The following is a 14,961-nucleotide window of genomic DNA, read 5'->3' as shown; positions in this document are numbered from 1 at the left end:
TTTCTCATGCTTAATATTGCAATTGCTGTATTTATAGGTGGTGGTTTAGGTAGCGTATTACGCTGGCTGATTAGCTACCGCCTAAATTCTATTTTTCCTCATTTTGCCACAGGCACCTTTGTTGCTAACTGTATTGGTGCTTTTATTATAGCCTTTGGTATCGCTTGGTTTAGCAAAGCCCCCAATATTGATCCTATTTGGAAAATTATGCTAACTACGGGTTTTTGTGGCGGTCTGACAACATTTTCAACCTTTTCTGTCGAAGTTGTCGCACTCTTAACTGAGGGAAAGATAGGATGGGCATTAAGCACGATGGGCGCTAACTTAGCGGGTTCATTTTTAATGACCGCATTTGCGTTTTGGTTACTACGAGAAATGTAATACTCAGAATATAAAAACCCGTTAAACAACGGGTTTTTACTGTCTCAAAGAAGTCGTTAATTAGATAGCGACAACGTTTGCAGCAGATGGCCCTTTCGCGCCGTCAGTAACTTCAAACTCTACTTTTTGACCTTCAGCAAGGGTTTTAAAGCCTTCTGATGTAATAGCGGAAAAGTGTACAAATACATCTTTGCTGCCATCTTCTGGAGTGATAAAACCAAAACCTTTAGTTTCGTTAAACCACTTAACGTTACCTTTTAATTTAGACATCAAGTTTACCTTTAAAATAGAAAATAAACGCAAGCGTTTTGCGTTGACTATAGTAAAACAAAAATGATGATTCCCTGTCCACAGCCTAGATCACGAAACTCACATTTTTTTTCTGCTAAATGATTAATATTCAGACAAATCCCATGCCTTAACGCATAGTTCACTTAAGAAACAATACTTAATACTTACTATCTGAACTATTCATCAACTTCTACTTTTTCATATTGAAGTAGCCAACGCTTAATATCTAACCCACCAGTATAGCCGACTAACTTACCGTTATGACCAATAACTCGGTGGCAAGGAATAATTAAAGAAATTGGATTGCGTGAGTTTGCCATTCCTACCGCTCTGCAATAATTGACTGAACCTAATGTAAGCGCCAATTTTTTATAACTCCAAATTTCGCCATAAGGGATTGTCTGTAATGTCTTCCAAACACGGCTTTGAAACTCTGTTCCTTCTGGTGCCAAAGGCACAGAAAAGGCGGTACGTTTACCCGCAAAATACTCTTTGAGTTGTTTTATACATTGATTAATTACGGAGCTTGGATTCACAGCAACATCTTTGTCATTTACAAAATAGAGGCTAGTGATCCCTTTTTCATTGGCTGTAATAGAGATATAAGGTTTTGGGAAGCCAACAGGGGCATCGAGATAATCTTGGTACATAATATTTTCTCTGCTGATTTGTCTGTAGCACTAAGAGTAAATCATGCCTGATTGATAAAGCAATCATCTAATTACTCGTATATCTAATAAAAATTGATCAATCGAGCGATCTAAAAATAAAATTAATGCACTAACTATTTAATTTTAATGATAATCATTATCAAAAATAAAAATCACCATATATTGTGTGGTTGAAAAAAAATAACTCTATATATAGTATTCAATCACTTCTCATTATGGATGTGAAAACAGACGCATCCATATTTTTATAAGGGTTATTTTTATGTCTGTTATCCTCTATACCAAACCGAATTGCGTTCAATGTAATGCCACAGAGCGCGCCTTAAAACAGAAAAACATTCCGTTTGTTGCTGTTGATCTCACCCAAGATACGCAAGCCCTCGCTCACATTGTTTCTATGGGATATCGCCAAGTTCCCGTTGTTGTTCATGGTGACCAACATTGGTCCGGTTTCTGTCCTGATAAGATCAGACAGATAACGCTCTAAAGGAGCATTTCATGCAAACTGCACCTTTGATCTATTTTTCAAGTCGCTCTGAAAACTGTCATCGTTTTGTACAAAAGCTTAACTTAAAGGCGACCAGAATTTTTGAAGATGAAACATTGCTTGCAACACAGCCATTTGTGTTGCTTTGCCCTACTTACGGTGGTGGAGGTACTAAAGGTGCAGTACCTAAAGCGGTTATTCAGTTTTTAAATATTTATGAAAATCGCCAACTAATACGCGGTGTTATTGCTTCTGGAAATACAAATTTTGGTACAGCTTATGGATTGGCTGGCGACATCATTGCACAAAAATGCCAAATCCCTTTTTTGTATCGATTTGAATTATTAGGCACGCCAGAAGATGTAAACCGCGTAAAAACGGGTTTAAGCGTATTTTGGTCAAGCCTTACTGACCAATGCGCTATGAGATAATTAACATGACACAATCAATAGAACAACTTGATTACCATGCCTTAAACGCCATGCTAAACCTGTATGATGAGCAAGGTAATATTCAGTTTGATAAAGACAAATTGGCGACACATCATTTTTTTCGCCAACATGTAAATCAAAACACGGTATTTTTTCATGATTTAAAAGAAAAACTTGAGTTTTTAGTACAACAACACTATTACGAAGCTCAAGTATTAGAACAATATGAATTTGCTTTTATCAAACAGCTATTCAAACATGCTTATAGCAAAAAATTTCGCTTTCAATCTTTTTTAGGCGCTTTTAAATACTATACCAGTTACACCTTAAAAACCTTTGATGGTGAGCGTTACCTTGAGCGCTATGAAGATCGCGTCTGTATGGTAGCGCTGACTCTTGCACAAGGTGATACTGATCTTGCTATTCATCTTGTTGATGAAATCATTAGTGGTCGTTTTCAACCCGCAACACCCACTTTTTTAAATTGCGGGAAACAACAACGCGGTGAATTAGTTTCCTGCTTTCTATTACGTATAGAAGATAATATGGAGTCTATCGGTCGATCGGTAAATTCTGCATTACAGCTTTCTAAACGTGGCGGCGGCGTTGCTTTTTTGCTCACTAATTTACGTGAAGCAGGGGCCCCCATCAAGCGTATAGAGAATCAATCTTCTGGCGTTGTTCCCGTTATGAAGATGCTTGAAGATGCTTTTTCCTATGCTAATCAGTTAGGAGCAAGACAAGGTGCTGGCGCTGTTTATCTTCATGCTCATCATCCGGATATTTACCATTTTCTTGATACTAAAAGAGAGAATGCAGATGAAAAAGTCCGAATAAAAACCCTCTCTTTAGGAGTTGTTATTCCTGATATCACTTTTGAATTAGCGAAACGTAATGAAGATATGTACCTCTTCTCTCCTTATGATGTAGAGCGTGTTTATGGCGTACCTATGTCAGAGATCAGTATTAGTGAAAAATACAGTGAAATGGTAAATAACGCGCAAATTCGTAAGAAGAAAATTAAAGCGAGGGAGTTTTTCCAAACATTAGCCGAAATTCAATTTGAGTCTGGTTATCCTTATATCATGTTTGAAGATGCGGTAAACCGCGCAAATCCTATTGCGGGTAGAATAAACATGAGCAATCTCTGCTCTGAAATTTTACAAGTCAACCGCGCAAGTGAGTATCACCCAGACTTAAGCTATCGCCATATCGGTCATGACATCAGTTGTAACTTAGGTTCTATGAATATTGCTATGGCAATGGACTCGCCTAACTTTGCTCATACTGTCAGCACAGCAATTAGAGCATTAAGCAATGTCTCTGAAATGACGAAAATAGAGTCTGTTCCTTCTATTGAAAAAGGTAATCTCGCTTCTCATGCGATTGGTTTAGGGCAAATGAATTTACATGGCTACTTAGCTCGTGAAAGGATTTATTACGGCTCTGAAGAAGCGTTAGATTTCACCAATATCTATTTTTATACCGTCACTTATTATGCGTTATTCGCTTCAAATCAATTAGCTATTGAGAAAAAACAGTACTTTAAAGGTTTTGAAAACTCAAAGTACGCAACAGGTGAATATTTTAATAAATATGTATCACAACAGTGGTTACCTAAAACTCAAAAAGTCCACCAGCTATTTAGCCAATCTAATATTCATATTCCAACACAAGAAGATTGGCAGACTCTCAAGCAATCTATTATGACGCATGGGATCTATAACCAAAATTTACAAGCAATACCGCCGACAGGATCTATTTCCTATATCAACCACTCTACATCAAGCATTCATCCTATTGCCGCGCCAATAGAAATTAGAAAAGAAGGTAAGATTGGACGGGTTTATTACCCCGCCCCCTTTATGACTAATGAAAATCGCCAATATTACCAAGATGCGTATGAAATTGGTGCAGAAAAGATTATCGATACCTATGCAGAAGCGTCACAACATATCGATCAAGGCTTATCACTGACATTATTCTTTTCGGATGAAGCCACAACAAGGGATATTAACAAAGCACAAATCTATGCCTGGCGTAAAGGAATTAAAACCTTGTATTACATTCGTATCCGACAATCCGCATTAGCAGGCACTGAAATCAAAGGCTGTGTTTCGTGTGCACTTTAATAATTACAATAAGGAGAACATAGCATGTCATCACCTTTATTAAGTCATGTTAATGCGATTAACTGGAATCGTATTGAAGACGAAAAAGATTTAGAGGTTTGGAACCGTTTAACCATGAATTTTTGGTTACCTGAAAAAATTCCACTCTCCAATGACATTCCTTCATGGAGTACATTAACTCAAGCCGAAAAACAGCTCACTATTCGTGTTTTTACTGGGTTAACGTTATTGGACACTATCCAAAATACAGTAGGTGCGCCGACATTGATGCCCGATGCATTGACGCCACATGAAGAAGCGGTGTTATCCAACATCTGTTTTATGGAGGCTGTTCATGCTCGCTCTTACAGTTCGATATTTTCTACACTCTGCTTAACAACTGATGTCGATGAAGCATATCGTTGGAGTGAGGAAAACCCTTACTTACAAAAGAAAGCAGAAATTATTTTGCGTTATTACCAAGATGAAGATCCTTTAAAGAAAAAAATTGCCAGCGTCTTTTTAGAATCCTTTTTATTTTATTCAGGATTCTATTTACCAATGTATTGGTCAAGCCGAGGAAAATTAACTAATACAGCCGATTTAATTCGGCTCATTATTCGTGATGAAGCCGTTCATGGTTATTATATTGGCTATAAATTTCAAAATCAGTTATTAAATAAATCCGAATTAGAGAAACAAGATATTAAAGATTTTGCATTCTCATTATTATTAGATTTATATGACAATGAAGTGAAATATACTGAAGATCTTTACGACACTGTAGGTTGGACAGAAGATGTCAAAAAATTCCTTCATTATAATGCAAATAAAGCATTAATGAATTTAGGGTATGAAGCTTTATTCCCTGATGAAATAACCGATGTAAGTCCTGCGATTCTTTCTTCATTATCACCAGATGCAAATGAAAATCACGATTTCTTTTCTGGTTCCGGTTCATCTTATGTTATTGGAAAAACGATTAACACTGAAGACGATGATTGGGATTTTTAAGATTTATTAGCCAAATTGGAGGTAAGAGAAACAACACAATACATTCAATTTGATTATGTATCACATATAAAACATAATGCACTGAAAAATATAGATTATTTTTTTGTGCATTTTTATTTGAGCAATAAATAATCTAATTGATTGATTTTTGCCGTTCAATGTTGTCAAAAAATCAATTTTTTTCGAATCATTTCAGCTTAAATTTCGTAGACAAACCTTATTACAAGAGAATAAACATTAATTACACTAATGATTATTGGTTTTTTTTCATTTAATTTTCATCTATTTTACCCTCTATTTTGAGATTAAATTTTCATTTTTATTGAGATCCTAATCAAAATAATAACATCTATAAAAATAAAGTTATTTCAGTTAGTTAGATAGCAATATATCTTTTAATCAATTTTATTTATTTCACTTTATTTAATTATTAATCATATAAAAAATAAAGAAATTACAGCTAAATAATTTAGTTAATTATAATTAACATAGGGTTGTCAGACTCAATCATTGTGGTAGGGTATTTCCCTTACTAAAATTTTATTTAGGAAAAACAATAACACTTATTAATTAATATTTAATTTATTCCTTTCAATATTTAAATAGGAAACTATATATTGCATGGCAATTAAACTCGAAGTAAAAAATCTCTACAAGGTATTTGGCGAGCACCCTAAACGCGCTTTTGAATTATTAGAGTCTGGTATGAACAAAGATCAGATTTTTGATAAAACAGGGCTTACCGTGGGCGTTCAAAATGCAAATCTGGCAATTGAAGAAGGCGAAATATTTGTCATCATGGGATTATCTGGCTCAGGTAAATCCACCCTAGTCCGCCTTCTCAATCGTCTGATTTCTCCTACAAAGGGAGAAGTGCTTATTGATGGTGAAAATATTGCCACCATGTCTGATAAAGAATTACGACAAGTACGCCGTAAAAAAATCAGTATGGTGTTTCAATCATTTGCATTAATGCCCCATATGAACGTGCTTGATAACACTGCATTTGGCATGGATCTCGCTGGATTAAGCAAAGACGAGCGTTATAAAAAAGCGATGGACGCCTTAGAGCAAGTCAATTTAGGCAGTTACGCAAACTCTTGGCCTGATGAACTTTCTGGTGGGATGCGTCAACGTATTGGTCTGGCTCGTGCACTTGCCAATGATCCTGATATCTTGTTAATGGACGAGGCTTTTTCAGCACTTGACCCATTAATTCGTACTGAAATGCAAGATGAGTTATTGAGCTTACAAGGCGATAAACAGCGTACGATTGTGTTTATTTCTCATGATCTCGATGAAGCCATGCGTATTGGTGATCGCATTGCCATTATGCAAGGTGGTGTTGTTGTTCAAACGGGCACACCGGATGAAATACTCAACAATCCAGCGAATGATTATGTACGTACCTTTTTCCGTGGTGTTGATATTAGCCATGTATTTAGTGCAAAAGATATTGCCAAACGTCGCCCAGAAACCTTACTGCATATTGCCCCAGGTTTTGGCCCACGCTCCGCCTTGAAAGTACTCGAAGATGAAGATAGAAATTTTGGCTATCTCATTGAACGAGGAAGAAAATTTGTTGGCATCGTTTCCGTTACGTCTCTTGAAGAGGCGCTCAAAAATAAACAACCTATTGAGTCAGCTATTCTACCTGAGCCTTGTGCCATTAATGGGGATACACCGTTAAACGAGCTGATTTCAACTGTTGCACAATCTCCCTGTGCTATTCCTGTTATTGATGAAAAAAACCGTTATATCGGCTTAATTTCTAAAGGAATGTTACTACAAGCACTGGATAAGGAGACGCCAAATGAGTAATACAACAGATAAAAATACGACTGTGGATACAGATATCCAAGACACCATAACAAGCGAGACAGCTCAAGAGGCAACCAATAATGCCAATGATGATCCTTGGGCAACAACAGATACTAGCACAACAGATACTAGCACAACAGAAAGCGATCCTTGGAGTAGTACTGACAGTTCATCAACAGATGCCGATCCATGGGGTGCAGGCGGTGGTGGTGACATTGATACATCATCCTCTGGCAGTGATTGGCTTGATGCCGCACCGACAGATGTCGCTCCCGATTCATTCAATCTAATGGATCCGTTTCACAATACACTGATCCCATTAGATTCATGGGTTACCGATGCGATTGACTGGATTGTGTTGCACTTTCGCCCAGTTTTCCAAGGTATTCGTGTACCCGTTGATTTGGTATTAAGTGGTTTTGAAAATTTCTTAACCTCAATGCCTGCACCTATCGCCATTATTCTGTTTTCTCTGATTGCATGGCAACTTTCAGGCAAAGCCATGGGTGTCGCTTCTTTTATCTCATTAATATTAATTGGTGCAATAGGTGCTTGGTCTGAAGCCATGGTTACCCTTGCATTGGTACTCACTTCATTACTGTTTTGTCTTATTATTGGACTTCCATTAGGGATATGGCTAGCTAACAGTGATAGAGCATCCAAAATTGTCCGGCCTTTACTGGATGCGATGCAGACAACGCCTGCGTTTGTCTACTTAGTGCCTATCGTCATGTTATTTGGTATTGGTAACGTCCCTGGCGTTGTGGTCACCATTATTTTTGCTTTGCCACCTATTGTGAGGTTGACCATTTTAGGGATCAAACAAGTCCCTGAAGATTTAATTGAAGCAGCACAATCATTTGGTGCAAGTCCTCGCCAAATGCTGTTTAAAGTGCAATTACCACTCGCCATGCCAACGATTATGGCAGGTGTAAACCAAACACTGATGTTAGCGCTTTCAATGGTTGTTATTGCATCAATGATAGCCGTTGGTGGATTAGGTCAAATGGTATTACGCGGTATAGGCCGTCTTGATATGGGACTTGCTGCTGTAGGGGGCGCAGGTATTGTTATTCTCGCGATTATTCTTGACCGATTAACGCAATCTTTAGGTCAAAACAGCCGTCATAAAGGCAATCGATGCTGGTATATGACAGGGCCTATTGGCTTAATTTGCCGACTCTTTGGCAAAAAAGCATCGTAATAAATATTTTACTATTAATTAAAAATCAATAAAGAACATCACGTTCAATCAATATAAGAAATAGAGGCGACAGTTCGCTGTCGCTATTTATCTCTTACCATAACAACAGAAGGAAAAACTATGCGTAATCCAGTTCTCTGGGCAACAGTATTGTCCGCCACACTGATAAGCACCCAGTTATCCGCTGCTGATTTACCTGGAAAAGGGATTTCGGTTCAACCCGTGCAAAGTACGATTTCTGAAGAAACCTTTCAAACTTTAATCGTCAACAAAGCATTAGAACAATTAGGTTACACTGTTCAGCCAATTAAAGAAGTAGACTATAACGTTGCTTACTCCTCTATCGCCAATGGTGATGCGACCTTTATGGCAGTCAGTTGGGTTCCTCTTCATAATTCACAATATGCAGCGGCAGGAGGTGATAATACCTTTTATCGTAAAGGGGATTATGTCGTTAATGCCGCTCAAGGTTACTTGATTGATAAAAAAACGGCAGAGAAATATAACATTACGAATATTGAGCAATTAAAAGATCCTAAAATTGCCAAACTCTTTGATGCCGATGGTGATGGCAAAGCCGATTTAACGGGTTGTAATCCGGGATGGGGTTGTGAAGAAGCTATTAACAACCACTTAAAAGCCTATGGATTAGAAAAATCTGTCACACATAACCAAGGTAATTACGCGGCAATGATGGCAGATACCATTACTCGTTATAAAGAAGGTAAACCCATTTTTTATTACACCTGGACGCCTTACTGGATAAGTGATGTATTAAAACCAGGTAAAGATGTTGTTTGGTTACAAGTGCCTTTCTCTTCATTACCGGGTGATGATAAAACCGATACTACATTAGCAAATGGTAAAAACTATGGTTTCCCGCCAAGTACTATGCATATCGCAGCGAATAAAAAATGGGCTGAAGAAAACCCTGCAGCGGCAAAACTCTTTGAAGTCATGAAAGTGTCTGTTGCCGATATTAATGCGCAAAACTTACGTATGCATAATGGTCAAAAATCGCAGGCAGATATTGAACGTCATGCTAATGCTTGGATCAAAGCACATCAAAAAACCTTTGATGGCTGGATTGAACAAGCTCAGGCTGCTGCAAAGTAATTAATAAATAATCTTAAATTAAGATTATCACAAAACAGGTCACACTATTGTGGCCTGTTTTTATTTATAAAAAACTATAATTACATGTAATTAGGCAGAGCTAATTTATATAAAAATAAAAAGATTTTAATACTATTTCATTATTAAGATAATTCTTTTTATTAATGGCAAAGATATACCTGTCTTTCATTCTCTCATTTCTTCAATTATGATTATCGTTTTCTCCAGTTGCCATTTTGGCATTCTCATTTTTATATTTATTATTTTAGATAAGGAATAAACTGTGTCTTACACTAACAAACCAGTACCTGAAGAAATTAAACGTTGGAACTGGGGTGCTTTCATGTTTAATATTATTTGGGGTTTTGGTAATAAATCCTATCTTCCATTATTAGCGCTTGTTCCTTTACTTAACCTGGTTTGGATCTTTGTCTGTGGTATTAAAGGAAATGAATGGGCTTGGAAAAACGGTGATTACGATTCTGTTGAAACCTTTATGAAAGTGCAAGAAACATGGAACAGAGCTGGCTTTGTTTACTTTATTATTAGTATCGTTATGGCTGTTCTTTTCTTTATTTTCTTCTTCACAACCATGATGGCAATGATTGCAACTTCTGCATCACAAGGTTATTAATTCAATATATTGAGTATGAACTCGTAATGACAATAAAACTCCATAATATCTATGGGGTTTATTCGTTTTTATTTTCATAATATTCGAAACATCTTGCCACTGTAACTCATTGATTACACTATTAATACTCCTATTATATTTAAAACAATACATTAAAAATAAATCAAACTACTTCATTAGCTGTTATAAATTGTTTAATATCCCTTATTTTCATCCCCTTCTTTTTAATTCTCTAATTATAATTACGTACACATTTCTAAAGAAAAATTAATCATTCTAAAAGTAAAAAAATAAACACAAATACAGAACAATCCGATAATTACAATTATATGCATTTGATTTTTGTTTTATTTTTAGAGCTAAATAATTATTAAATCAGGTAAATTTCAGAAATTAGTTTTATGGCTAAATCGTAAATAAATTAAATATTTGAAATAAAGATATTCAATGAGATAAAAATCAGCTAATAATAAATCAATAATTTTGAGATAGTATACGTACTTTTGAACACAAGGATGCGTCATGACAATTTATGACTTAAAACCCAAATTTCAATCTCTATTGCGCCCTTATGTAAAACAATTATTTAAAAAAGGGATCACCGCAAATCAAGTTACACTTTCTGCCTTACTCTTATCCATTGCCGTTGGTGGACTACTTTTGCTTCATCCTTCCCCTCGTTTATTTTTATTACTCCCTTTTGTCCTCTTTTTTCGGATGGCGCTTAATGCCATTGATGGCATGCTTGCGCGAGAACATAATCAAAAAAGTGCGCTTGGCGCGATATTAAACGAAGCTAGCGATGTTATTTCAGACATTGCACTCTATTTACCTTTTGCTTTTATTTTTCCACAGGCCTACTGGTGGATCATGCTGGCACTTTTTTTAATGATAATGACTGAATTTTTAGGTGTTCTTGCGCAAACTATTCATGCGTCTCGTCGTTATGATGGCCCCATGGGAAAAAGTGATAGAGCCTTTATTTTCGGTACTATTGCGCTTTTTATCGGAATATTCCCCTCACTGACATTATCAGAAAACATACATTATCTTTTTATTATTATTAATTTATTACTTTTGTTGACTTGTTATCACCGTATTCATCGAGCACTAAAAGAAGCAACGATGACAGATAAAGATAAGGATACATCGTTATGAATCAACAACCGCAATATCAAACTCAAAGGAATATGATTGAGTCTGAATTTACCACCAGCGATAAGACACCGTTATATTATCGCCATTGGCCTGCTCAAATCACCACTGAATCAAAAGCAATTATTTTATTTCACCGAGGTCATGAACATTCAGGGCGTGTTTCTCATCTAGTTGATGAATTAGATCTTCCTGATTTTTCAATGTTTGCTTGGGATGCTCGTGGACATGGTAAAAATGAAGGTGCTCGCGGTTATAGTCCATCAATGGGAACATCAATAAAAGATATAGACGAATTCGTTCATTACGTTTCGTCTAACTATAGTATTCCAATGGAGAATATTCTGGTTGTTGGTCAAAGTGTCGGTGCCGTTTTAGTTACTGGTTGGGTACACGATTATGCCCCGAAGATCCGTGGTATGGTGTTAGCTTCTCCTGCATTTAAAGTGAAGTTATATGTTCCTTTTGCACGCACCGGCCTCGCCTTAATGCAAAAAATTCGGGGCCTTTTTTACGTCAATTCATATGTGAAAGCCAAATACTTAACCCATGACCAAAGTCGTATCGACTCTTTTAATCAAGACTCGCTAATCACTCGCCCTATTGCCGTCAATATTTTATTAGAACTTTATAAAACGGCCGATCGCGTGGTTGAAGATGCAAGTGCGATTACTTTACCAACACAATTATTTATTTCAGGTAATGATCATGTGGTTCACGCCAAACCTCAACATCTTTTCTATGAACGTTTAAATACCTCTATTAAAGAAAAGCATGTTTTACCTGGTTTTTACCACGACACATTGGGCGAGAAAGACAGAGCAATCCCCATCAATAAAATGCGTCACTTTATTGAAACATTATTTGCACAACCGCTTTATCAACACGATTATCAAAATGAAGATATATGGAGCCATAGTGCTGATGTTTATCGCGCATTACAGACCCCTCTTCCTAAATATTGTCCAAAAAAACTTTATTATAAATTACTTAGCCGTTCTATGAGCACGTTAGGTAAAGCGTCTGAAGGGGTTGCACTGGGTTACGATAAGGGTTTTGATTCTGGATCGACTCTGGATTATGTCTACCGTAATCAACCTCAGGGAAAAGGCTTATTTGGTCGTATCATTGATAAACAATATTTAAACAGTATTGGTTGGCAAGGTATTCGCCAACGTAAAATCAATATTGAAAATACGATCAGATACGCTATTCGCCAATTAACACAAAATAATATGCCAGTACATATTATGGATATTGCTGCAGGACAAGGCCGTTATATTTTTGATGCGGTTAATGACTATGGTAAGGTCGATTCAATTTTAATGCGCGACTATAGCCCGATTAATGTTGAACAAGGCCGACTTGCCATTAAAGAACGCCATTTAGAAGACAAAGTGCGTTTTGAAGAAGGTAACGCTTTTGATGCAGAAAGTTTGAGTGCTGTTTCACCTTCACCCACTTTGGGTATTGTCAGTGGACTTTATGAATTATTCCCTGAAAACCATCAGCTAAAAGAGTCTTTAAAAGGACTTTCGCTAGCCATTCCAAGTGGTGGCTTATTGATTTATACCTGTCAACCTTGGCACCCTCAACTTGAAATGATTGCGCGCGTATTACCAAGTCACCAAAACGGACAACCTTGGATCATGCGTTGCCGTAGTCAAGGTGAAATGGATGCTTTAGTCAATGAAGCAGGATTTGAAAAGTTAGATCAACAAATTGATCATTGGGGGATTTTTAGTGTATCGATAGCAAAACGTCGCTAATATAATACACTACCAATACAGGGCTATCACTATATGTCACTGTATAGTGATAGCTTTTAGTCGTTGTAAAGAAACATAAACAAATAAAGGGATCTTTATATGGGGGGAAACCAACACTCTCAAATAACATCATCAAGAAAAAGTATCTGGCTCGCTGGTATTGTATGGCTGTTATTTCTTGCCCCATTTTTCTATTTAACTTATATGCAAGTTAACACTTATACTTCCACTTTATCTGATGTTCCTTCTTTTGTTTATTCGTGGGAAAAAGCAATCCCCTTTTTACCCTGGACAATCATTCCTTATTGGAGTGTAAATATTGCCTATGGTATTTCACTGATTATTTGTACAACGCTAAAAGAACAATTTATACATGGGCTACGTTTAATTGTTGCCTCGCTTATTGCTTGTACTGGTTTTTTATTATTCCCTTTAAAATTTAGCTTTATTCGCCCAACAACAGAAGGGTTTTCTGGCTGGTTATTTACCCAATTAGAGGGGTTCGATTTACCTTATAACCAAGCCCCTTCTTTACATATTATTTTATTGTGGATTATTTGGTTACGTTTCCGTGCTCATACGCCAAAATCATGGCAATGGCTTTTAAATTTATGGTCATTGCTTATTGCTGTGTCTGTACTAACAACGTGGCAACATCACTTTATTGATATTATTACGGGTTTTGGTGTCGGCGTATTTATTTGCTATTTATTACCAATAAATTCGCGTTGGAAATGGCATTTTACTGGTAGCAAACGTAGTTTGCGTATTGGTAAAAACTATGCGTTATCCGCAATGGTGTTTTATCTGTTATCTTTTGGTTTGCAAGGATTCTTTTGGATCTTTCTATGGCCAGCAATCACATTAACTTTTGTAACGTTAGGCTATTTAGGTGCTGGAGCTTCTATTTTTCAAAAAAATGCGCAGGGTGAAGTCCCTCTTTCTGCACAGATAATCCTATTACCTTATCGCTTCTTTGCATGGTGTACTTATCGTTATTATTTAAAACAGTGCCAAACACCGAGTTTAGTCACTGAAGGTATTTTATTAGGTGGACGCCCTCTTTATAAATTAAAAGCGAACGCTGTCTTTGATTTAACTTGTGAATGGCCAAGAAATAAGTTTAGTCAAAATAAACTTTATTTAGCACAGCCTCAAATTGATTTATTGCCTTTATCTCCAGATGATATTAACAAAGCAATGTTATCAATGGAGCAACTCAATCAAGCAGGTACTGTTTATATTCATTGCAAATTAGGCTATTCACGCAGTGCAACTATTGCGGTTGCATGGCTCGTTTATAATGGCACAGTAAATACTTTGCAAGACGCAATAAAAAAAGTGTATCAAACTCGCCCTCAAGTGATTTTAAATCTAGAAACACAAGAGGCATTACAAATGTGGTATTCACGTTTCCAACAAAATAGATCACGAGGTAACGATGCTGACAACAAAAACTAGCGGTAAAGTCATTGTATCTTTAACCCAAAGTTGGCGTTATTTACTGCTGTTATCACTGTTACCTTATATAAACACATGGCCTGTTTTTAGCCTTCACTTTCACAATAAATTAGCATTCTTTGGTGCTTCTCTTTTATTTTTATTTACGCAATATCATCTTTTTCGTTTATGGCTTGATAGTCATTTTTTTCAGGCTCTTTATCGCTATCAAGACAATATTAGCTTTGATGAAAGTCTCTCTACATTATTTCCTAAACGCCCGAAAAAACAGACTATGGAAGCCCGCTGGTTAGGAACTAAACGTCTGTTTTCTGTTGCTGTGATTGGTATTTCAGTTCAATGGATATGGTGTTTGACGATGCTCTTTTTTACGTTTTTTAGTTATTAAAAGACTCAGTTAATAACTTTATTTATT

15 protein-coding genes are annotated in these 14,961 nt (G+C 36.5%); 13 read left to right on the top strand and 2 right to left on the bottom strand.

Translation table 11 applies throughout. The features are described from left to right. Positions 1-6: 6 nt before the first annotated feature. Positions 7-381, top strand: a complete 375-nt coding sequence (gene crcB / locus DK861_RS15045; RefSeq protein WP_006537743.1) for a fluoride efflux transporter CrcB — start codon at positions 7-9, stop codon at positions 379-381. Between the two features lie 60 nt (positions 382-441). Here crcB and cspE read toward each other — a convergent pair whose 3' ends face one another. Continuing rightward, positions 442-651: a transcription antiterminator/RNA stability regulator CspE gene (cspE, locus tag DK861_RS15040; RefSeq protein ID WP_023581133.1), complete on the bottom strand. Its 210-nt coding sequence runs from the start codon at positions 649-651 to the stop codon at positions 442-444. Between the two features lie 197 nt (positions 652-848). Further along, positions 849-1,322 (bottom strand): methylated-DNA--[protein]-cysteine S-methyltransferase, encoded by a 474-nt coding sequence (locus tag DK861_RS15035; protein WP_109400653.1) that lies wholly within the window; start codon positions 1,320-1,322, stop codon positions 849-851. Positions 1,323-1,605: 283 nt separating this feature from the next. Here DK861_RS15035 and DK861_RS15030 point away from each other — a divergent pair, with 283 nt between their 5' ends. The 12 genes from DK861_RS15030 to DK861_RS14975 all read left to right on the top strand — a co-directional run bounded on the left by DK861_RS15030 (position 1,606) and on the right by DK861_RS14975 (position 14,934). Beyond that, positions 1,606-1,830, top strand: coding sequence for a glutaredoxin family protein (locus DK861_RS15030; RefSeq protein ID WP_109400652.1), 225 nt, complete (start codon positions 1,606-1,608; stop codon positions 1,828-1,830). Between the two features lie 11 nt (positions 1,831-1,841). Beyond that, a complete protein-coding gene (nrdI, locus tag DK861_RS15025; RefSeq protein ID WP_109400651.1) occupies positions 1,842-2,261 on the top strand; it encodes a class Ib ribonucleoside-diphosphate reductase assembly flavoprotein NrdI in 420 nt (139 codons plus the stop codon). A gap of 5 nt (positions 2,262-2,266) precedes the next feature. Then, entirely contained in the window at positions 2,267-4,393 is a 2,127-nt protein-coding gene (nrdE, locus tag DK861_RS15020) for a class 1b ribonucleoside-diphosphate reductase subunit alpha (RefSeq protein WP_109400650.1), read from the top strand. A gap of 24 nt (positions 4,394-4,417) precedes the next feature. Continuing rightward, on the top strand, positions 4,418-5,386 hold the full coding sequence (nrdF, locus tag DK861_RS15015; RefSeq protein ID WP_109400649.1) for a class 1b ribonucleoside-diphosphate reductase subunit beta: 969 nt from the start codon (positions 4,418-4,420) through the stop codon (positions 5,384-5,386). Positions 5,387-6,007: 621 nt separating this feature from the next. Continuing rightward, positions 6,008-7,207, top strand: a complete 1,200-nt coding sequence (gene proV, locus DK861_RS15010; protein WP_072062961.1) for a glycine betaine/L-proline ABC transporter ATP-binding protein ProV — start codon at positions 6,008-6,010, stop codon at positions 7,205-7,207. Next, positions 7,200-8,411 carry a glycine betaine/L-proline ABC transporter permease ProW gene (gene proW / locus DK861_RS15005; protein ID WP_109400648.1) on the top strand — a complete coding sequence of 404 codons (1,212 nt, stop codon included), beginning with the start codon at positions 7,200-7,202 and terminating at the stop codon, positions 8,409-8,411. The genes proV and proW overlap by 8 nt, the downstream gene beginning before the upstream one ends. 120 nt (positions 8,412-8,531) lie before the next feature. After that, complete coding sequence (gene proX / locus DK861_RS15000) at positions 8,532-9,527, top strand: glycine betaine/L-proline ABC transporter substrate-binding protein ProX (protein ID WP_006537756.1); 996 nt, start codon at positions 8,532-8,534, stop codon at positions 9,525-9,527. A gap of 283 nt (positions 9,528-9,810) precedes the next feature. Next, entirely contained in the window at positions 9,811-10,161 is a 351-nt protein-coding gene (locus DK861_RS14995; RefSeq protein ID WP_109400647.1) for a ribonuclease G, read from the top strand. A 522-nt stretch (positions 10,162-10,683) separates the two neighbouring features. Then, positions 10,684-11,319, top strand: coding sequence for a CDP-alcohol phosphatidyltransferase family protein (locus DK861_RS14990; RefSeq protein ID WP_072062964.1), 636 nt, complete (start codon positions 10,684-10,686; stop codon positions 11,317-11,319). After that, complete coding sequence (locus tag DK861_RS14985; RefSeq protein ID WP_109400646.1) at positions 11,316-13,085, top strand: bifunctional alpha/beta hydrolase/class I SAM-dependent methyltransferase; 1,770 nt, start codon at positions 11,316-11,318, stop codon at positions 13,083-13,085. Before DK861_RS14990 ends, DK861_RS14985 begins: the two co-directional genes overlap by 4 nt. A gap of 99 nt (positions 13,086-13,184) precedes the next feature. Beyond that, on the top strand, positions 13,185-14,546 hold the full coding sequence (locus DK861_RS14980) for a phosphatase PAP2/dual specificity phosphatase family protein (RefSeq protein WP_109400645.1): 1,362 nt from the start codon (positions 13,185-13,187) through the stop codon (positions 14,544-14,546). Further along, on the top strand, positions 14,527-14,934 hold the full coding sequence (locus tag DK861_RS14975) for a hypothetical protein (protein WP_109400644.1): 408 nt from the start codon (positions 14,527-14,529) through the stop codon (positions 14,932-14,934). Before DK861_RS14980 ends, DK861_RS14975 begins: the two co-directional genes overlap by 20 nt. The last annotated feature ends 27 nt before the right edge of the window (positions 14,935-14,961 follow it).

Origin of the sequence: Proteus sp. TJ1640 (genome assembly GCF_003144445.1) — a bacterium.
GTDB lineage: Bacteria > Pseudomonadota > Gammaproteobacteria > Enterobacterales > Enterobacteriaceae > Proteus > Proteus penneri.
The sequence above is the reverse complement of the archived record's forward strand: the minus strand, read 5'-3'. Positions and strand labels throughout refer to the sequence as shown.

Coding starts and splice junctions, on each gene's coding strand:
- crcB (WP_006537743.1), top strand. CDS start 7: ATGCTTAATATTGCAATTGCTGTATTTATAGGTGGTGGTTTAGGTAGC.
- cspE (WP_023581133.1), bottom strand. CDS start 651: ATGTCTAAATTAAAAGGTAACGTTAAGTGGTTTAACGAAACTAAAGGT.
- DK861_RS15035 (WP_109400653.1), bottom strand. CDS start 1,322: ATGTACCAAGATTATCTCGATGCCCCTGTTGGCTTCCCAAAACCTTAT.
- DK861_RS15030 (WP_109400652.1), top strand. CDS start 1,606: ATGTCTGTTATCCTCTATACCAAACCGAATTGCGTTCAATGTAATGCC.
- nrdI (WP_109400651.1), top strand. CDS start 1,842: ATGCAAACTGCACCTTTGATCTATTTTTCAAGTCGCTCTGAAAACTGT.
- nrdE (WP_109400650.1), top strand. CDS start 2,267: ATGACACAATCAATAGAACAACTTGATTACCATGCCTTAAACGCCATG.
- nrdF (WP_109400649.1), top strand. CDS start 4,418: ATGTCATCACCTTTATTAAGTCATGTTAATGCGATTAACTGGAATCGT.
- proV (WP_072062961.1), top strand. CDS start 6,008: ATGGCAATTAAACTCGAAGTAAAAAATCTCTACAAGGTATTTGGCGAG.
- proW (WP_109400648.1), top strand. CDS start 7,200: ATGAGTAATACAACAGATAAAAATACGACTGTGGATACAGATATCCAA.
- proX (WP_006537756.1), top strand. CDS start 8,532: ATGCGTAATCCAGTTCTCTGGGCAACAGTATTGTCCGCCACACTGATA.
- DK861_RS14990 (WP_072062964.1), top strand. CDS start 10,684: ATGACAATTTATGACTTAAAACCCAAATTTCAATCTCTATTGCGCCCT.
- DK861_RS14985 (WP_109400646.1), top strand. CDS start 11,316: ATGAATCAACAACCGCAATATCAAACTCAAAGGAATATGATTGAGTCT.
- DK861_RS14980 (WP_109400645.1), top strand. CDS start 13,185: ATGGGGGGAAACCAACACTCTCAAATAACATCATCAAGAAAAAGTATC.
- DK861_RS14975 (WP_109400644.1), top strand. CDS start 14,527: ATGCTGACAACAAAAACTAGCGGTAAAGTCATTGTATCTTTAACCCAA.